Here is an 18,292-nt window from a genome sequence, read left to right on the forward strand (position 1 = left end):
CTGGCGCTTGATCGGCGAAGGAGGACTGGGGTGGGCGAGACGAAGACCCTGCTGAGGATCGGCGCGCTGGCGTTGATGTGGGGTTCGAGCTTCTTCTGGATCAAGCTGGGGCTGGGGATGTTCTCGCCGGTGCAGCTGGTGCTGGCGCGGCTCGTGCTCGGCGCGGCGATGCTGCTGGTGCTGTGCCGGCTGGTCCGCGCGCGGCTGCCGCGCGACCGGCGGACGTGGGGGCACCTGGCCGTCGCGGCGTTCTTCCACAACGCGCTGCCCTTCCTGCTGTTCGCGATCGGCGAGACGACCGTCGACTCGGGCATCACCGGGGTGCTGAACTCGACGACGCCGCTGTGGGTGCTGCTGGCGGCGCCGCTGATGGGGACGTCGTCGCGGATGACGGGGACGCGGCTGGCCGGGCTGCTCGTCGGCCTCGGCGGAATCCTGCTGATCTTCGCGCCGTGGCAGGCGTCCGGGCTGCTGAGCTGGGGCGCCCTGGCGTGCCTCGCGGCGGCGGCGAGCTACGGCTTCGCGTTCGTCTACGAGGGCAAGTACCTGTCTTCTTCGGAGTCTTCGCCGTACGCGATCGCGGCCGGGCAGATGCTGCTGGCCAGCGGGATGCTCGTGCTGGCGCTGCCGGTGGGCGGGCTGACGCCGGTGCACGTCTCCCCCGGGCCGCTGCTCGCGGTGCTCGTGCTGGGACTCGGGTCGACGGGGATCGCGTTCGCGCTGAACTACCAGCTGCTGGCTTCGGAAGGCGCGGTGGCGGCGTCGGTCGTCGGCTACCTGCTGCCGGTGGTGTCGGTGCTGCTGGGCGCGGTGTTCCTGGGCGAGCAGCTCGACGCGCGGGTGATCGCGGGCATGGTGGTCGTCCTCGGCGGGGTCGCGCTGACCCGCCTCCAGAAGCCGGAGCGAGGGGTCGCGGAAGTGCCCGGTGACCAGGCGGATGGGCTTGGTGACGACACCACCGGGCGCGCGCCCCGGCCTCTCGCTCCTCTGGCGGACTGAGCGCTCACACCAAGCGGCGGTCGGAAGCCCAGCGGGAGAGCTCGTAGCGGTTCGACAGCTGGGTCTTCCGCAGGACGCTCGACACGTGCGTCTCGACCGTCTTCACCGAGATGAACAGCTCGGACGCGATCTCCTTGTACGCGTACCCGCGCGCGAGCAACCGCAGGACGTCCCGCTCCCGGGGCGTCAGCAGGTCCAGCTCCGGGTCGTTGATCGGCGCCGAACCGGGGCGGTCGGCGAACGCGTCCAGCACGAACCCGGCCAGCCGCGGCGAGAACACCGCGTCGCCGTCGGACACGCGGACCACCGCGCGGACCAGCTCCTTCGACGAGATCGTCTTCGTCACGTAGCCGCGGGCACCCGCGCGGATGACCGCGATGACGTCCTCCGCCGCGTCGGACACCGACAGCGCCAGGAACACCACGTCCGGCAGCTCGGGACGCACGCGGCGCAGGACCTCCGCGCCGCCGCCGTCGGGCATGTGGACGTCGAGCAGGACCACCTGGGGCTTCGTGCGGGCGATGCCAGCCACCGCCTCCGCCACCGAGCCGGCCTCGCCGACCACGCGGACCTCGTCGGTGATCGAGTCGAGCTCGGTGCGGACCCCCGCGCGGAACAGCGCGTGGTCGTCGACGAGGAACACCTTCACCGGTTCGCGCTGGGTGTCAGTCACGTCGTCGAGCATAGCCGCCTCACGCTGCACCCTTGCCCGCTTTCACCGGCATGGCGAGCTGCACTTCGGTGCCCTCGCCCGGCGCGGTGCGGACCTTGCACGTGCCGCCGTGGCGGGTCATCCGGCCGCGGATCGAGTCGGCGAGGCCGTGGCGGTCGTCCGGGACGAGGTCGGGGTCGAAGCCCTTGCCGCGGTCGCGGACGAACACCGTCACCGCCGTCGGCTCGACCTCGGCGAAGACGCTGACCTCCTCGACGCCCGCGTGCTTGGCCGCGTTGACGATCGCCTCGCGCGCGGCCTGGACCAGCGCCACGAGGGAGTCGTCGAGCTCGGCGTCGCCGACGACCACCTGGCCGACGGAGATCGCGAAGGTGTCCTCGACCTCGCCGCACGCCGTCGCGAGGGCTTCGGACAGCTGGCCGGTCGCTTCTTCGGCGGTCTCGACGGGCTTGCCGTAGCCGTTCGGGCCGTAGAGCCAGCCGCGCAGCTCGCGCTCCTGGCTGCGCGCCAGCCGGGCGACCTCGCGGGGCTGCTCGCTCTGCTTCTGGATCAGCGCCAGCGTCTGCAGGACGGAGTCGTGCAGGTGGGCGGCGATCTCGGCGCGTTCGTCGGTGCGGATGCGGGCCTTGCGCTCGTCGGACAGGTCGCGGACCAGCCGCAGCCAGAACGGGATGGTCAGGACGGCGACCCCGATCAGCGTCGCGAGGACGGCGATGAGGGCGAACTGGACCTGGTCGAGGGTGCCGCTGCGCAGCACGACGACGGTGATGCCGGTGATCACCAGCGCGACGCCGGCGACGATCCGGATCGCGGCCGACCAGCCGCCCCCGCCGAGGAACGCGCCCGCGAAGCCGTCCTTGGCCCCGACGCGCCAGCGGCGGCGCTGCGACTCGTCGGCCTCCCGCCAGACGACGGCGAGACCGATCATGGCGACGGCGAGCGGCACGGCGACCCAGCCGCTGATGAACCCGGTGAGCGTCCCGCTGGCGACGGCGAGGCCGACCCCCAGCGCGATCAGGCCGAACGCCTGCTGGCGCTCTTTCGACGTCGGCGCCTTCGCGGTTTCTTCGGTCTGCTGCTGGATGAAGACCCAGAGGAGCCCGTAGGCGAGCAGGCCGGCCCCGTTGAGGGCGGCGAGCAGCGCGAAGGCGGTCCGCACCCAGACGACGGGGACCCCGAGGTGATCGGCGAGCCCCCCGGCGACCCCGGCGATCGCCCGCCCGGACCGGCGCCGGAACATCTTGGGCTTGTCCGGGACGGTCACCTGGTCGGTCGTGACGTGGTCGAGGGCTTCTTGCACGTCCTCCATGGTCACACGTGGTCGTGCGGGGGTGCATCGGGGAAAATCCCCGAACGCCCGATCAGTGCCAGGGTGCCGGTCCCGTCCGGCTCGCCCAGGCAGCGAGACCGTGGACGTCGAACAGGCGAATCCCGTGGTGGGCGGCGTACTGCTGGGCTTGCTTCGTGAACGTCGAGGTGGTGACCACCGCTGCGACGCGGGCGCCGTGCACGGTGTAGCAAGTGCCGCCGAACCGCTGCAGGTCCGGGCCGCCGACCTTGTGGGTTCCGCTGAAACGCTTCGCCTGGAGCACGATCTTGCGCCCGTCCGGCGCGTAGGCGACCACGTCCGCGCCGAGCTTCGCGCGCCCGCCGCTGCCGCCACAGGACAAGCAGGTAGCTCGTCACGCCGAGCACGGCAGCGCCGCCGACGAGCGACGTGACCGGGTGCGCCGCCACCAGCTGCATGACCGCGAGCGCTCCTGCGCCCACCACGGCGATTCCCACCGCGAGCGGGGCGCACCCGGCCGGCTGATTCCCTCGGGCCACCGCAAGTCCCTCCTCCGGATCCGGAACCAAGGTCGCGGCCGGAAGCCGCTTGTTGCACCCGCCCCCGGAACCCTCTCCGGGAAACCTCAGGGACCATCCCGGATGTCCGCCGATCCCGGATCGCGCATGCTCTTCGGTATGAGTGGTGCGAGTGAGACACGGGCACCGAAGCCGAGTCCTCTGAACGGCTTCGAGGAGACCGTGAAGGACTTCTGGGTCAGCCGGCCTCGGCGGCCGCACGCCGGGCGGAAGGTCGCCGGTGTTGCCGCGGCCATCGGGTACCGGTACGGGATCGATCCCGTCGTCGTGCGGGTCGCGCTGGTGGTCGCCACGATCTTCGGTGGCTTCGGGGTCCCCTTCTACCTGCTGGGGTGGCTGTTCCTGCCCGGCGAGAGCGACGAGGTCTCCGGCTTCGAAGGCCTGATCGGCCGCGGCCGGTCGTCGGTGTCGCCCGCCTTCGCCGTCGTGCTCTGCGTGCTCACCGTGATCAGCGTCGGGGGCGCCTTCAGCGGCTCGTGGTTCGACGGCGGGGCCCTCATCAGCTTCGCGCTCATCGCCATCGCGCTCTACCTGCTGCACCGCAACCGCGGCCAGGAGAACCGGCCCGCACCGGTCGTCCCGCGGACTCGAGCCTTCACCGGGAACGGAGCCTTCACCATGACCGACACCGCGACCGCCGGCGCGGAGGCGAAGCCGGGCTGGGACCCGCTCGCCGCCGACCCGGCCGGTTGGGACCTGCCCGACCCGCCGTCGACGCAGCCGCCGCCCCCGCCCGCGCCGCCGATGCACCACCGCGACCGCCGTCCCGAGCGGCGCCGCAACTCCAAGGTCGGTTCGGCGACCTTCGCGCTCGCCGTGCTGACCGCCGGCGGTGGCGTGCTCGCCAACCTCAACGGCGCGACCTGGTTCTCCGCGCAGCACATCATCGGATTGGTGCTCGGTGTGGTCGGGATCGGCCTGGTCACCGGCGCCTTCGCCCGGGGCGGGCGCGGCCTGATCGGGCTCGCCGTGCCGCTGGCGATCGCCGGGATGGTGCTGACGACCGTGCCGTTCGAGAACTTCGACTTCCGCGGCGGCGCGGGCGACCTGCGGGAGACCCCGCACGCCGTGACCGACCTGAAGCCGCTCTACCAGCACGCCGCCGGCGACATCGACCTCGACCTGACCCAGCTGCCCGCCGGCTCGCCGATCACCACCAACGTGATCAACGGCGCGGGCGACACCACCGTCATCGTGCCGGACACCGCGGACGTCACCTACGACTGCCGCACCGGTGCCGGCAACGCGGAGTGCTTCACCCGCGAGACCGACGGCATCAGCCAGGACCCGCTGACCGGCGTCGACTACGGCACCGACGGGCCGGGCGGCCAGCAGATCACCCTGCACGTCAAGAACAGCGTGGGCAACGTGGAGGTGCGCCGTGGCTGACCAGAACCCCTACGCCTACGACAACGCGACGGAGGCCCAGCCCGCCAAGCGCGGGGTGGACGTCTTCACCCTGATCGTCGGGATCGCGACGCTGCTGATCTCCGCGTACGTCCTCTCGGACGGCGCGAGCTGGCTGCCCCGGTTCGACTTCCGCTGGGTGATCGCCGGCGGCGCGGTGCTCGTGGGGCTGCTGCTCCTCGGCGCGTCGTTCGGCAGCAAACGCCGCCGCTGAAACAGAGGAACTCTCGAGGCCCCGGATCCCACGCCGGGGCCTCGAGTCCTGTCTACAACGGACTCATTCCCACTCGATGGTGCCCGGCGGCTTGGACGTCACGTCCAGCACCACCCGGTTGACCTCCGCGACCTCGTTGGTGATGCGGGTGGAGATCCGCTCGAGGACGTCGTAGGGCAGGCGGGTCCAGTCCGCGGTCATCGCGTCCTCGGACGACACCGGCCGCAACACCACCGGGTGCCCGTACGTCCGGCCGTCGCCCTGGACGCCGACGCTGCGGACGTCCGCGAGCAGCACCACCGGGCACTGCCAGATGCTGCGGTCCAGCCCGGCCGCGGTCAGCTCCTCGCGGGCGATCAGGTCGGCCGCGCGCAGGGTGTCGAGGCGCTCCTGGTCGACCGCGCCGATGATGCGGATGCCCAGGCCGGGGCCGGGGAACGGCTGGCGCTGCACGATCGTCTCGGGCAGGCCCAGCTCCGAGCCGACGCGGCGGACCTCGTCCTTGAACAGCAGCCGCAGCGGCTCGACCAGCTCGAACTCGAGGTCGTCCGGCAGGCCGCCGACGTTGTGGTGGCTCTTGATGTTGGCCGTGCCCTCGCCGCCGCCGGACTCGACGACGTCCGGGTAGAGCGTGCCCTGGACCAGGAACTTGTAGTCGCCCTGGGCCTTGAGGTCGCGCTCGGCCTGCTCGAAGACGCGGATGAACTCGCGGCCGATGATCTTGCGCTTCTGCTCCGGGTCGGTGACGCCGGCGAGCGCGTCGAGGAAGCGCTCGCGCGCGTCCACGGTGACGAGGTTGACGCCGGTGGCGGCGACGAAGTCACGCTCGACCTGGGTGCGCTCCCCCGCCCGCAGCAGGCCGTGGTCGACGAACACGCAGGTCAGCCGGTCGCCGATGGCGCGCTGGACCAGTGCGGCCGCGACCGCGGAGTCGACACCGCCGGACAGGCCGCAGATCGCGCGGCCGTCGCCGATCTGGTCGCTGATCCGCTGGATCTGCTCCTCGACGATCGACGACGTCGTCCACTGCGGCTTGATGCCGGCGATGTCGTGCAGGAACCGGCGCAGCACCTCCTGGCCGTGCGGCGAGTGCGCGACCTCCGGGTGGTACTGGACGCCGGCGAAGCGGCGCTCGACGTCCTCGAAGCCGGCGACGTCGGCGCCGTCGGAGGACGCCGTGACGACCGAGCCCTCCGGGGCCTTGGTGACGCTGTCGTTGTGGCTCATCCACGCGGGCTGGTGCGCGGGCAGGCCGGCGTGCAGGACGCCGCCGTCGCCGGTCACGCGGACCTCGGTGCGGCCGAACTCGCGCACGCCGGTCGGCTCGACGACGCCGCCGAGCGCGCTGGCGAGCAGCTGGTGGCCGTAGCAGATGCCGAACATCGGGACGCCGGCTTCGGTGAGCTTCGGGTCCATGCCCGGCGCGCCTTCGGCGTAGACGCTCGACGGGCCGCCGGAAAGGATGATGGCCGCGGGGTTCTTCGCGAGGATCTCTTCGGTCGACGCGCTGTGCGGGACGACCTCGGAGTAGATCTGCGCCTCGCGGACGCGCCGGGCGATCAGCTGCGCGTACTGCGCCCCGAAGTCCACGACGAGAACCGGACCGGTGGGGTTGGGCACCTGGCGACCTCCTGGCGAGAAGCGGGATTCCCCTCCATCGTCCCAGGTGGGCCCGGTCACTCCCGATTCAGGGCCGCCCCTGTCCGCGATCGGGCCTACGGTCCCCGGTATGGCTGTGAACTGGACCAAGGAACTGACCGACCAGCTCGACTTCCACTGGAACGTCCACACGCGCCCGAAGCTCGAGGGCCTGACCGACGACGAGTACTTCTGGGAGCCCGTGCCGGACTGCTGGACCGTACGGGCGCGCAAGTCGGACGACGAGCCCGGCACGGGCCCGTTCACCATCGACTTCGCGTTCCCCGAGCCTGCTCCGCCGCCGGTCACGACGATCGCGTGGCGCCTCAACCACGTCCTGGTCGGGGTGCTCGGCATGCGCTCGGCGTCGCACTTCGGCGGCCCGCCGATGACGTACGACGACTACCCGTACCCGGGGACGGCCGCCGAGGCGATGTCGCTGCTCGACGAGTACTACGCCCGCTGGGTCGAAGGGGTGAAGTCGCTCGACGAAGAGGCCTTGGCGCGGCCGTGCGGCCCGGCGGAGGGCCCGTACGCGGAGTACCCGATGGCGACGCTGGTGCTGCACATCCACCGCGAGATGATCCACCACTGCGCCGAAGTCCTGCTGCTGCGCGACCTCTACCGGAATCGGTGATCTGTAACGCGGAGTCACCACCGGCCCGATTCACCGGGTGTCGAGGACGGCTTCCGAGGGGGACCTGCGCATGCTCTACCGACTCCGCCCGCAAGGCGCTCTGACTTGGTGCGACGTGCCCGGGTACGTGGTCACCCGCGCCGACGACCAGCCACCGCCCGACTGGGAGCGGCTGTCGTGGGTGCCCACCGAAACCCGCGCGTTCAGCAACGACCTCCTGCGGATCGCCGTCCGCTACGGCGCGCGCTCGGGCAGCGGGATCGTCCTCGACGCCCGGCACACCGAGGACCTGGGCAAGGCCGACGAGCTGCGCTGCGACCGGATCGCCGCCGCGGAACAGCGCGACGGCGTCGACGACGACGACGGGGAGTGGGAGCGCACGGAGGAAGCGGCCCGCCAGGCGGAGGCGGATCTCGCCGCACTCCTCGACGTGCCGCCGCAGCCGCACCTGGTCGCGCACTGGTGCCGGCTCGGCGGCCGCTACCCCGACTGACCTCGTGAGTGGGAAACAGCGTTCTAACCCTGTTTCCCACTCACGACCGGCCGTGGGAGGAGCAGGAAGCCCAGCGCCAGGCCCAGCAGCAGCGGGAGGCCGTGGTTGTCGTGGACGACCGTGTCGACCACGGCCAGCACCGGCGCGGCGAACGCCAGCACGCGGAACTGGACCGGCAGCACCACGCCGTAGCGGCGCGACGCCACCATCACCACCGCCGCGAGCCCGCCGATCAGGCCGACCACGCACATCGAGTTGCCCGCCCCGACCGGGTTGAGCCACAGGTAGCTCACGACCTGCCCGAACAGGCCGCAGCCGAAGTACAGGACGAGCCAGCGGGCGCGGCCGAACACGCGCTCGGCGAGCGTGCCGAACACCGCCAGCCAGACCAGGTTCGACGTCAGCCCGAACGCCCAGCCGTCCTGGAAGAACATGCCCGTGACCAGGCGGTACCACTCACCCGCGTCGATCCGGGCCGCGTCGCGGACGACGTGGTCGTACAGCCCGCGGTCCGCCAGCTGCGCGATCCCGCACGCCAGCGTCACCGCGAAGACCGCCGCGGTCAGGTACGGGCGGCGGCGCACCGGGGCGAGCGCCACGAACGGGTTGCGGGATGCGATGCGCGTGGTCATGGACGAAAATCTAGGCGCGCCACCGCCGTCGCACCCCCGACGTTTGTCACGAACTCCCACGGGAAGGCCCCAGCATGCGAGCGACAGTCATCTACGGTGCCGGGGACGTGCGGGTCGAGACCGTCCCGGACCCCGAGCTGATCGAGCCGACCGACGTCGTCCTGCGGGTCGTGCGGTCCTGCATCTGCGGCAGCGACCTCTGGCCGTACGCCGACATGCCGCCGCGCGAGCGCGGGCGCCGGATCGGCCACGAGTTCCTCGGGCTCGTCGAGGAAACCGGCGCCGACGTCACGACGCTCAAGAAGGGCGACCTCGCCATCGCCCCCTTCGTCTGGTCGGACAACACCTGCGAGTTCTGCCGCGAAGGGCTCCAGACGTCGTGCCTGCACGGCGGCGGCTGGGGCGCGAAGGACGTCGACGGCGGCCAGGGCGAGGCCGTGCGCGTCCCGCAGGCGGACGGCACCCTGGTCAAGGTCCCGAACACCGAGGACGACGACCTGCTCGCGTCGCTCCTCACGCTGTCCGACGTCTTTTCCACCGGCCACCACGCGGCCGTGAAGGCGCGGGTGAGCGAGGGGCAGAACGTCACGGTGATCGGCGACGGCGCCGTCGGGCTCTCCGCCGTCCTCGCGGCGAAGCGGCTGGGCGCCGACCGGATCATCCTGATGGGCCGCCACCAGACCCGCACCGACCTCGGCCGCGAGTTCGGCGCGACCGACGTCGTCGCCGAGCGCGGCGAAGAGGGCGTCGAAAAGGTGCGCGAGCTGACGAACGGGCGCGGCACGCACGCCGTCCTCGAGTGCGTCGGCACGCTGGGCGCGTTCGAGATGGGCGTCGGGGCCGTGCGCGCGGGCGGCGCGGTCAGCCGGGTCGGCCTGCCGCAGTACGAGGACGCCCCCGCCGGCGTGGGGGTGTTCCGCCGCAACGTCACGATCACCGGCGGTGTCGCGCCGGCCCGGCACTACATCCCCGAGCTGCTGCCGGACGTCCTCGACGGCAAGTACCGGCCGGGTCGCGTCTTCGACCGCACGATCGACGTCGAGGGCGTGCCGGACGGCTACCGCGCGATGGCGGACCGGGAAGCGCTGAAGGTGCTCATCAAGCCGTGACCCGTCCGGGTGGGGGTCCCCCACCCGAGCGAGCGCCCGGATTACGTTGGTACGCATGGACATGATCACCCCCGAGCCGCGCCCCGCCTGGATCGCCGGCCGCCCGGAGCCGGGCGCCACCACCCTCGTCGTGCACCACCCGTACGACGGCAGCGAGGTCGCCACGGTCGCCGTCCCGGGGCCGGAGCAGGTCGAACGCGCGGTCACCGCCGCCGTGTCGGTCGCTCGCGAGTTCCGCGCCAGCCCGGCGCACGTCCGCGCGGGCGCGCTCGAGCACGTGTCCCGCGTGCTCGCCGCCCGCGCCGAGGAGATCGCCGAGGTCATCACCGCCGAGAACGGCAAGCCGCTCAAGTGGGCCGACGCCGAGGTCAAGCGCGCGGTGTCGGTGTTCCGCATCGCCGCCGAGGAGGCCCGCCGGTTCAGCGGCGACGTCCAGCGCCTCGACACCGACCCGGCAGGCGAGGCGCGGCTGGCGCTGACCCGCCGCGTCCCGCGCGGGCCGGTGCTCGGCATCGCGCCGTTCAACTTCCCGCTCAACCTGGTGGCGCACAAGGTGGCGCCGTCGCTGGCGATCGGCGCCCCGATCATCGTCAAGCCCGCGCCGCGGACGCCGTTGTCGTCGTTGATCCTCGGCGAGATCCTGGCCGAGACGGACCTGCCGGCAGGCGCGTTTTCCGTGCTGCCGCTGGGAAACGAGGAGACGCAGAAGCTCGTCGCCGACCCGCGGCTTCCCGTCGTCTCGTTCACCGGCTCGGGCCCGGTCGGCTGGTCGCTGAAGGACGCGGCACCGCGCAAGCACGTCGTCCTCGAACTCGGCGGCAACGCGGCGGCCGTGGTGCTGCGCGACTGGCCCGACCCCGAAGGCGCGGCGCACCGCATCGCGACCTTCGGCAACTACCAGGCCGGGCAGTCCTGCATCGCCGTGCAGCGGGTGATCGTCGACGCCGCGGTCGCGGACGAGTTCGTCCCCGCGCTCGTGGAAGCCGTCGAGGCGCAGCGGACCGGCGACCCGTACGACCGCAACACCGACGTCGGGCCGGTCGTCGACGAGGCCGCCGCCGAGCGGATCGTCGCGTGGGTCGAAGAAGCCGTCGCGGCGGGCGCGAAGGTCCTCACCGGCGGCACCCGCGACGGCGCGACCGTCGCCCCGACGCTGCTCACCGACGTCCCGCCGGACACCAAGGCGTGGGCCGAGGAGATCTTCGGGCCGGTGCTCGCGGTGTCCGTTGTGGACGGTGTCGACGACGCCTTCCGCGCGGTCAACGAATCCGCGTACGGCCTGCAGGCCGGCGTCTTCACCACCGACGTCCAGCTGGCGTTCCACGCGTCAGCCGAGCTGGAGGTGGGGGGCGTGATCATCGGCGACGTCCCGTCCTACCGCGCCGACCAGATGCCCTACGGCGGCGTGAAGGGCTCCGGCGTCGGCCGCGAAGGCGTCCTCGCGGCGATGCACGACCTGACCGAGGAGCGCGTCACGGTCTTCACCGGCATCGACCTCTAGGCGGCCACGCCCTGCCCGAACCGGAAGACGTTGTAGGGGTCGTACTTCTTCGCGACGTCCCCGAGCCGCTTGGCGTTGTCGCCGTAGTAGGCGGCCTTCCAGTCGGGCATGGCGGGGTCGATGTAGTTGACGTACCCGCCGCCCGCCCCGGCCGCCGCGAGGCCCGCGACGACGTCGTCCACCGACTGCGTCACCTTCGCCCGCGTCTTCGCCGTCGCCGGCGCGTAGATCTGGACGCTCGCCAGCGCGTCGCGGTGCCAGAACGCCGTCGCGTCCTTCGCGGGCTCGGCGACCTTGCCGCCGAGGCCGTCGATGAGCAGGTCCATGCCCGCGCGGCCGTCGGCGAGCGCGACGACCTTCGCCGGGTCGACCGGGCTGGTGATGATCCGCGACGACGCCACGAACGACTGCCGGGCCGAGCTGCCCGAGAAGTAGTTCATCGCGCCGAGGAAGTCGAGGGCCTTCACCGTGCGCTGGGTCGGCCGCGCACCGGCGTTGGTGGTGAGGTTGTTGAGCAGGGTGTTGAGCCCGGAGGGGGCGCCGACGTAGCAGCCGCCGACGCGGCACTGCACCGGCGAGCCACCGGAGATGACGATGTTGGCCCACAGCTCCGGCGGCTGCGCGGCGATCCACTGCTGCCACGCGCCGAGCACGCCGGTCGCGGAACCGGCCGGGAAGTGCAGCGAGAACACCGTCAGGTTCGGCGCGGGATCGGTGTCGAAGGTGAACTCGGTGACGATGCCGAAGTTGCCGCCGCCCCCGCCGCGCAGCGCCCAGAACAGGTCGGGCTCGGAGCTCGCGGACGCCGTCAGCAGCCTGCCGTCGGCGGTGACGACCTGCGCGGAGCTGAGGTGGTCGCAGGTCAGGCCGTACTTGCGGGACAGCACGCCGATGCCGCCGCCGAGGGTCAGCCCGGCGACCCCGACCGTCGGGCAGGAGCCGGCGGGCAGCGCGCGCCCGGCCGCCGCCAGGCCGGCGTAGACGTCCTTCAGCTTCGCGCCCGCGCCGATCACCGCCTGGGTGCCCCGGATCTCGACCTTGTTCATGGCGGAGACGTCGACGACCAGGCCGCTCTCGGGGACGGAGTAGCCGGCGTAGCTGTGGCCACCGCTGCGCGCGGCGAGCGTGAGGCGCCCAGCGACGGCCTGGACGCAGGCCTGCACGTCCTTGGCGCCGGTCGCCGTCGCCACGGCGACCGGGTTGTTGCCGTCGAAGAGCGGGTTGAAGGCGCGCTTGGCGGTGTCGTAGCCGTCGGTGCCCGGGCGCAGGAGGGCGCCGGACAGCTTGCCGCGCAGGTCGTCCCAGTTCGGCGGGCCGGTGGGCAGCCGCGTGGCGGGCGGCGCGGACGTCTCCGGAGCGGCGGACGTGCTCGACGCGACCGGCGCCGAGGGCGTGCCCGGCCCGCAGGCGGCGGCGACGGCACCGGCCGCCGAGACGCCGGTGATCCGGAGGAACGCCCTGCGGTTCACGCTGTCCACTTCGGACTCCTCGCTGCCGGGGACGCTCAGTTTAGGGGCGGACCCCGGTGTTCGCGCTGTTGATGGGTACACGGAGAGCGATCAAGATCAGTTCAGCCCCAGGCGGGGATGCGCGGAACGGCGCCGTCGAGGGCCGCGCCGTCGGAGCGGCCGCTGAGCCAGGCCAGCAGCTGCCCGCTCGTGCCGCGGACGGTGGCGCCGGGAGCGGCACCCATCGTCCACTCCGAGCCGCCCGCGACCAGGCGCAACGCCGGGAGGTGCGCGGCCCGCGAGGTGATCGCGTGCTGCACGACGTCGTCGGCGAGCGGCCCGAGCAGGCCGAGCACGCGGTCGAGGTCGTAGCCGCGGTCGAGGTCGGCGAGGTGGATGGTGAGCTCCGACAGCCGCATCCGCGCGACGACGGCCCCGGTGACGGGAGCGCCCTGCCGGTTGCGGGCTTCGCGCGCCCAGGCGTCGTCCGGCATGGCGGCGGCGTACTGCTCGAAGCGCCCGGCGGAGGCGACGAAGTCGGCGAGCAGGTCGCCGGCCGGGTGCTGGGAACCGGCTTCGATGTCGGCGTCCCGCGCCTCGGCGCTGGCGTACATCGGCGTCTCGACCCCGGTGTTCGCCCAGGTCAGCAGGTTATGCAGCCCATCCGCGTTGCGAGCGAGGTGCGCAAGGACGTGGGCGCGCGACCACCCGGGCAACGCACTGGGGGCGCGCAGTTCGGGTTCACCGAGGCCACCGATGGCCCTGGCCCATTCGTCGTCGAGCTTCCGTACGCCTTCGAGCAGCGCGTGCGCCTTCTCCGATGCCGTCGTCACGGCCCCGATCTTAGGACCGGCGCAAGGCCGCCGGGGCGTCCGCGGGGACCGCCGGGTTCTTCGGGGCCACCGGTTCCAGCCGGACGTACGACGAGTCCTGCGCCGGCCGCTGGTCCGCCTCGCCCTTGTTCGGCCACAGCGAGAACGCCCGCTCCGCCTGGGCCGTGATCGTCAGCGACGGGTTCACGCCCAGGTTGGCCGTGATCGCCGCGCCGTCGACCACCGACAGGCCCGGGTAGCCGAACACGCGGTGGTACGGGTCGATCACGCCCTCCTCCGGCGACGCGCCGATCGGGACGCCGCCGATGAAGTGGGCGGTCAGCGGGATGTCGAAGATCTCGCCCCACGTGCCGCCCGCGATGCCGCCGATGCGGTCGGCCGTGCGCTCGTTCGCCTTGTGCCCCGCCGGGATGAAGCTCGGGTTCGGCTCGCCGTGGCCCTGCTTCGACGTGTACTTGCGGCGGCCGAACAGCCCGGGCCGCGTGTACGTCGTGATCGAGTTGTCCAGGCTCTGCATCACCAGCAGGATCACCGTGCGCTCGCTCCAGCGGTAGCCGTTGAGCAGCTTCGCCGTCTGGACCGGGTGCTTGACCATGAAGCTGACGGCCTGCCGCCACCGCGGGACCGGCGAAGCGCCGTCGGTCGCGATCGTCTGCAGCAGGCTCATCGCGTTGCTGCCCTTGCCGTAGCGGACCGGCTCGATGTGGGTGTTCTCGTCCGGGTGGATCGACGACGTGATCGCGACCCCGCGGCTGAAGTTGCGGCTCTCGTCGACGTCGGTCCGGGCCGCGCCGATGATCGCCTCGGAGTTCGTGCGGGTCAGCTCGCCGAGCCGGCCCGACAGACCAGGCAGCGTGCCCGTGTCCTTCATGCGATGCAGCAGGTTTTGCGTGCCCCACGTGCCCGCGGCGAAGACGACCTTTTCGGCCGTGATCGTCGTGCGGAAGCGCCGGGACGTCGTGCCGGTCTTCTTCAGTGAGACCTCGTACCCGCCGTCGATCGGCCGCACGGACGTCACCGTCGTCAGCGGGATGACCTTCGCGCCGTCCTGCTCGGCCAGGTACAGGTAGTTCTTGACCAGGGTGTTCTTCGCCCCGACGCGGCAGCCGGTCATGCAGGAGCCGCACTCGGTGCAGCCGGTGCGCGCGGGTCCGGCGCCACCGAAGTACGGATCCGCCGCCTCGGAACCCGGCTTGCCGAAGTACACGCCGACCGGCGTCGGGTGGAACGAATCGGCGACGCCCATGTCCTTCGCGACGTCGCGCATCACGACGTCCGACGGCGTGAGCGACGGGTTCGTGACGACGCCCAGCATCCGGCTCGCCTGGTCGTAGTGCGGCGCGAGCTCGGCTTCCCAGTCGGTGATGTGGGACCACTGCCGGTCGCGGTAGAACGGCTTGAGCGGCCGGTACAGCGTGTTCGCGTAGACGAGCGAACCGCCGCCGACACCAGCCCCGGCCAGCACCATGACGTCGTTGAGCATGTGGATGCGCTGGATCCCGTAGCAGCCGACCTGCGGTGCCCACAGGTAGCGCTTGAGGTCCCACGACGTCTTCGCGAACTCGTCGTCGGCGAACCTGCGTCCGGCCTCGACGACGGCTACGCGGTAGCCCTTTTCGGTGAGCCGCAGCGCCGCGACGCTGCCGCCGAACCCCGACCCCACCACGACGACGTCGTAGTCGGGGCCACCCGCACTGGTGGTGGTGTTACTGGCAGTCACACCTTGAGCGTAACCCGGGGTCCAGGTTCTGACCAGAGGTAAGTTACTGGCCAGTCACCCTTCTGGACGCTTGTCCGACGACAACAGTGGGTATTTATCTGGGTGTTCGATGTCCACGTCGGCGAATCACCGCTGAGCGGGACACGATCCCTGGAGGCACCACGATGAGCCCACGAACGCTCACCGGTTGGCGCAAGTCGAGCCACAGCCACTTCGAGGAGAACGCCTGCGTCGAGATCGGCGCCGGTCCCGGCGTCGTCGGCGTGCGGGACACCAAGCACCCGGTGCCCCGGCCGATCCTCGTCTACTCCGAGACCGCGTTCGCCGCGTTCCTCGACCACCTCACCGCCGGACGGTGAGGCCCACCCGCTGGAACTCCTTGAGGTCCGAGTAGCCCGTCTTCGCCATCGCCCGGCGAAGCGCCCCGAAGAGGTTCACCACGCCTTCCGCGTCGGACGACGGCCCGAACAGCAGGGTCTTGAGGTCGACGGCGTAGTCCGGCCCGGCCGCCACGCGCGAACGCGGCAGCGACGGGTGCGCGGCCGCCGCCGTCCAGTACAGGCCCTGCCCGGGCGCGTCCGACGCGGCGGCCAGCGGGGAGCCGAGCATCACGGCGTCCGCGCCGCACGCGATGGCCTTGGCGATGTCACCCGACACCGTCATGCCGCCGTCGGCGAGGACGTGCACGTACCGGCCGCCCGTCTCGTCGAGGTAGTCGCGGCGGGCGGCCGCGGCGTCGATGATCGCCGTGGCCATCGGGACGCCGATGCCGAGGACGCGGTCGGTGCTGGTCACGCCGGGCGTGTAGCCGTGGCCGACGATGACGCCGGCGGCGCCGGTGCGCATCAGGTGCATCGCCGTGCGGTAGTCGCTGACGCCGCCGGCGATCACCGGCACGTCGAGGCGGCCGATGAACTCCTTGAGGTTCAGCGGCTCGGCGTCGCGTTGCACGTGTTCGGCGGAGATGATCGTGCCCTGCACGACGAGGATCTCGACGCCGGCCGCGATCAGGTCCGGGGTCAGCTCGGCGGCGTGCTGCGGGCTGACGCGCGCGGCGACCGTGACGCCGGACTCGCGGACGGTCTTGATGGCCTCGGTCAGCAGGTCGAGCCGGATCGGCGCGGCGTGCAGCTCCTGCAGCACGCGGCCGACCGCCGTCGGGTCCTCGAGGTCCTCGGCGGCGCGGACCAGCTGGAAGATGGCGTCCTCGACGTTGGCGTGCCGCGCCCAGAGGCCCTCGGCGTTCAGCACGCCCAGGCCGCCCAGCTCGCCGACGGCGACCGCGGTGCCGGGCGAGACGATCGCGTCCGTCGGGTGCGTGACGAGCGGCAGGTCGAAGCGGTAGGCGTCGATCTGCCACGAGGTGGACACCACCGAAGACGACCGGGTCCGCCGCGACGGCACGATCTCGACGTCGTCGAGGTCATACGCCCGCCGCGCGGTGCGGCCCATCCCGATCTCGACCAGGTCCCGCACGTGAAGCCTCCTCCGACGACGACAATCTGCCGTGCCCCATTGTCGCTAGTCCGCGTGGGTGACCCGCGCACGGGGGTTAGAACAGCAGCAACACCGGCGCCACGCCCGCTCCGAGACCGGCCACGGTGGTCAGCGCGGCGGGCAGCGGCCGCCCGGTCCGCGCCGCGTTCGACAGCGCGCCGGCCAGCGCCCCGCCACCGAGCAGGACGGCCCAGAAGGCCAAGCCCTCCCCCGCGTCCGTGCCGATGCGGCGGCGGTAGACCACCAATGCCTGCACCTCCCGCCCGACTGCGGAGATCTCGATCCGGACGTTCGCCCCCGGCCGGACGCCGAGGCCCTTCTCGGTGCCGTCGGCCTCGAAGCGCTCGCCGGACGCCGTGCGCAGGACCAGGTGGTAGGTGCTGGTCCCGGACTCCGAGCGGGAGACGTCCCGCGCCTCGACCACGGCTTCCACGCGTTCGACCGGGCCGGCCGACTCGAGGATGCCGTAGACCGCGAAGGTCAGGCCGGCGCCGGCGGCGACGGCCCACGCGGCGGGCGCGGCCAGGCTGACGGGCACGTCACACCCGCACGAAGACGGCGACGGGAGCCAGCAGGGCACCCAGGGCGACGGCCAGCCAGGTCGCGACCGGTGGGTAGACGTGCAGCCGGACCGCGCCGAAGTAGACCGCGCCCAGCGCGAGCAGGGCCGCGCAGATCAGCAGCACCGGCCGCACCACGCCGGGCCGCAGGTCGATCACGGCACCGCCGGCGAGCAGGTAGGCGATGCTGCCGTCCGCCGTCGAGACGTCGAGCGCGACCGGCTGCCCGACCGGCAGGTCCAGGCCGGGGCCGACGGAAGTGATCCGGTAGAGCCGGTTCCCGGCGTCGACCGCGATGGTGTGGCTGACGGCGTCCTCGTCCCCGCCCACCGGCAGCGCGCCCCGCTCGTGGGACACGACGTGCCCCTCGGCGCGGTAGGTGGGCGCGTCACGGCCGGCCAGCACCTGGCACATGAGGCAGACGACGCCGCCGAGGAACAGCGACACGAGCGCGACGGCCGTGAAGAAGACCTTGCGCAGCACTTGCGTGAAGCGGCCGACCGTCATGCCCTTCAGTGCACACTACGACGGGCACGCAAGGCGATAGACCGATTACCGTAAGCACGCTAGGTCACGAGAACTCAGAAGGAGACCTTCTCCACGGAGTCCGAACGCAGTACCGACTCCTGCTGGAACTGCTTTTCGTAGTCGGCGCGCAGGCCTTCGATCTCGCGCTCGGCGTCGCGGTCGCCGAACGGGTAGAGCAGGACGATCACGTGGGTGTGCTCCCGCACGATCGCGCCAGAGCCGCCACGCCACTGGCCGCTGCCGTCGAGGCGGGTGAAGCCGTCCGGGAAGGCCGGCGTGATCTCTCGGTCGGAGAAGGCGGCGAACTCCTTATCGGTCACCTCGGTGCCGTCCGGCTTGCCGGTGCCGAAGTACAGCTCGGTGCGCTTCCACAGCTCACCCGGCGACTGCGCTTGGGCCTGCGGAGGAGCTGAATCCGCCGACGCGGCCACGCCGCCACCGACGCCGAGCAAGGCAGCCGCCGCCACCGCCACCATCGTCCGTCGGGAAATCCTGGTCATGGGCCGAGTTTCGCGGCCCATGACCAGGAGCGGAATG

20 protein-coding genes are annotated in these 18,292 nt (G+C 72.1%); 8 read left to right on the plus strand and 12 right to left on the minus strand.

What is annotated here, in order from left to right; all coding sequences use genetic code 11:
- The first annotated feature begins 30 nt into the window (after nt 1-30).
- A complete protein-coding gene (locus tag ACIQWX_RS01750; RefSeq protein ID WP_400864201.1) occupies nt 31-999 on the plus strand; it encodes a DMT family transporter in 969 nt (322 codons plus the stop codon).
- Nucleotides 1,000-1,003: 4 nt separating this feature from the next.
- On the opposite strand, the gene ACIQWX_RS01755 is transcribed toward ACIQWX_RS01750, so the two are convergent.
- The 3 genes from ACIQWX_RS01755 to ACIQWX_RS01765 are packed head-to-tail and all read right to left on the minus strand — an operon-like array spanning nt 1,004 to nt 3,342.
- Nucleotides 1,004-1,684 (minus strand): response regulator transcription factor, encoded by a 681-nt coding sequence (locus ACIQWX_RS01755; RefSeq protein WP_086672798.1) that lies wholly within the window; start codon nt 1,682-1,684, stop codon nt 1,004-1,006.
- A gap of 7 nt (nt 1,685-1,691) precedes the next feature.
- A complete protein-coding gene (locus ACIQWX_RS01760; protein ID WP_400864204.1) occupies nt 1,692-2,987 on the minus strand; it encodes a PspC domain-containing protein in 1,296 nt (431 codons plus the stop codon).
- Nucleotides 2,988-3,033: 46 nt separating this feature from the next.
- Nucleotides 3,034-3,342 (minus strand): restriction endonuclease, encoded by a 309-nt coding sequence (locus tag ACIQWX_RS01765; protein ID WP_400864206.1) that lies wholly within the window; start codon nt 3,340-3,342, stop codon nt 3,034-3,036.
- Between the two features lie 295 nt (nt 3,343-3,637).
- Here ACIQWX_RS01765 and ACIQWX_RS01770 point away from each other — a divergent pair, with 295 nt between their 5' ends.
- Together ACIQWX_RS01770 and ACIQWX_RS01775 are read left to right on the plus strand one after the other, a co-directional pair.
- Complete coding sequence (locus tag ACIQWX_RS01770; RefSeq protein ID WP_400864209.1) at nt 3,638-4,927, plus strand: PspC domain-containing protein; 1,290 nt, start codon at nt 3,638-3,640, stop codon at nt 4,925-4,927.
- Entirely contained in the window at nt 4,920-5,159 is a 240-nt protein-coding gene (locus tag ACIQWX_RS01775; protein WP_400864211.1) for a hypothetical protein, read from the plus strand. Before ACIQWX_RS01770 ends, ACIQWX_RS01775 begins: the two co-directional genes overlap by 8 nt.
- 63 nt (nt 5,160-5,222) lie before the next feature.
- On the opposite strand, the gene guaA is transcribed toward ACIQWX_RS01775, so the two are convergent.
- Nucleotides 5,223-6,779 (minus strand): glutamine-hydrolyzing GMP synthase, encoded by a 1,557-nt coding sequence (guaA, locus tag ACIQWX_RS01780; RefSeq protein ID WP_400864214.1) that lies wholly within the window; start codon nt 6,777-6,779, stop codon nt 5,223-5,225.
- Between the two features lie 109 nt (nt 6,780-6,888).
- On the opposite strand from guaA, the gene ACIQWX_RS01785 reads away from it, so the two are divergent.
- Both ACIQWX_RS01785 and ACIQWX_RS01790 read left to right on the plus strand, forming a co-directional pair.
- Nucleotides 6,889-7,434 (plus strand): DinB family protein, encoded by a 546-nt coding sequence (locus tag ACIQWX_RS01785; protein ID WP_400864216.1) that lies wholly within the window; start codon nt 6,889-6,891, stop codon nt 7,432-7,434.
- A gap of 70 nt (nt 7,435-7,504) precedes the next feature.
- Nucleotides 7,505-7,927 (plus strand): hypothetical protein, encoded by a 423-nt coding sequence (locus ACIQWX_RS01790; RefSeq protein WP_400864219.1) that lies wholly within the window; start codon nt 7,505-7,507, stop codon nt 7,925-7,927.
- A 23-nt stretch (nt 7,928-7,950) separates the two neighbouring features.
- Here the strand turns inward: ACIQWX_RS01790 and ACIQWX_RS01795 are convergent, their stop codons facing one another.
- Complete coding sequence (locus tag ACIQWX_RS01795; RefSeq protein WP_400864221.1) at nt 7,951-8,559, minus strand: rhomboid family intramembrane serine protease; 609 nt, start codon at nt 8,557-8,559, stop codon at nt 7,951-7,953.
- Nucleotides 8,560-8,633: 74 nt separating this feature from the next.
- Here ACIQWX_RS01795 and ACIQWX_RS01800 point away from each other — a divergent pair, with 74 nt between their 5' ends.
- Nucleotides 8,634-9,668, plus strand: a complete 1,035-nt coding sequence (locus tag ACIQWX_RS01800) for a zinc-dependent alcohol dehydrogenase family protein (protein WP_400864224.1) — start codon at nt 8,634-8,636, stop codon at nt 9,666-9,668.
- Nucleotides 9,669-9,723: 55 nt separating this feature from the next.
- Nucleotides 9,724-11,169 carry an aldehyde dehydrogenase family protein gene (locus ACIQWX_RS01805; protein WP_400864227.1) on the plus strand — a complete coding sequence of 482 codons (1,446 nt, stop codon included), beginning with the start codon at nt 9,724-9,726 and terminating at the stop codon, nt 11,167-11,169.
- Here the strand turns inward: ACIQWX_RS01805 and ACIQWX_RS01810 are convergent.
- From ACIQWX_RS01810 to ACIQWX_RS01820, 3 genes are all read right to left on the minus strand, one after another.
- A complete protein-coding gene (locus ACIQWX_RS01810; RefSeq protein WP_400864230.1) occupies nt 11,166-12,647 on the minus strand; it encodes an FAD-dependent oxidoreductase in 1,482 nt (493 codons plus the stop codon). The genes ACIQWX_RS01805 and ACIQWX_RS01810 overlap by 4 nt on opposite strands.
- 92 nt (nt 12,648-12,739) lie before the next feature.
- Complete coding sequence (locus ACIQWX_RS01815) at nt 12,740-13,450, minus strand: maleylpyruvate isomerase N-terminal domain-containing protein (protein WP_400864233.1); 711 nt, start codon at nt 13,448-13,450, stop codon at nt 12,740-12,742.
- 10 nt (nt 13,451-13,460) lie between these two features.
- Nucleotides 13,461-15,170 (minus strand): FAD-dependent oxidoreductase, encoded by a 1,710-nt coding sequence (locus ACIQWX_RS01820; RefSeq protein WP_400864235.1) that lies wholly within the window; start codon nt 15,168-15,170, stop codon nt 13,461-13,463.
- Between the two features lie 164 nt (nt 15,171-15,334).
- On the opposite strand from ACIQWX_RS01820, the gene ACIQWX_RS01825 reads away from it, so the two are divergent.
- Nucleotides 15,335-15,529 (plus strand): DUF397 domain-containing protein, encoded by a 195-nt coding sequence (locus ACIQWX_RS01825; protein WP_400864238.1) that lies wholly within the window; start codon nt 15,335-15,337, stop codon nt 15,527-15,529.
- Here the strand turns inward: ACIQWX_RS01825 and ACIQWX_RS01830 are convergent.
- From ACIQWX_RS01830 to ACIQWX_RS01845, 4 genes are all read right to left on the minus strand, one after another.
- The gene (locus tag ACIQWX_RS01830) at nt 15,513-16,646 is read right to left on the minus strand and encodes a GuaB3 family IMP dehydrogenase-related protein (RefSeq protein WP_013222686.1); all 1,134 of its coding nucleotides are present in this window, start codon (nt 16,644-16,646) and stop codon (nt 15,513-15,515) included. The two genes, ACIQWX_RS01825 and ACIQWX_RS01830, sit on opposite strands and share 17 nt — an antisense overlap.
- Nucleotides 16,647-16,722: 76 nt before the next feature.
- Nucleotides 16,723-17,205, minus strand: coding sequence for a hypothetical protein (locus tag ACIQWX_RS01835; RefSeq protein WP_400864240.1), 483 nt, complete (start codon nt 17,203-17,205; stop codon nt 16,723-16,725).
- Between the two features lies 1 nt (nt 17,206).
- Nucleotides 17,207-17,734 carry a hypothetical protein gene (locus ACIQWX_RS01840; RefSeq protein WP_400864243.1) on the minus strand — a complete coding sequence of 176 codons (528 nt, stop codon included), beginning with the start codon at nt 17,732-17,734 and terminating at the stop codon, nt 17,207-17,209.
- A gap of 74 nt (nt 17,735-17,808) precedes the next feature.
- A complete protein-coding gene (locus ACIQWX_RS01845) occupies nt 17,809-18,255 on the minus strand; it encodes a DUF3574 domain-containing protein (RefSeq protein WP_400864245.1) in 447 nt (148 codons plus the stop codon).
- Between the last annotated feature and the right edge of the window lie 37 nt (nt 18,256-18,292).

It is taken from the genome of Amycolatopsis sp. NPDC098790, assembly GCF_044759945.1.
GTDB lineage: Bacteria > Actinomycetota > Actinomycetes > Mycobacteriales > Pseudonocardiaceae > Amycolatopsis.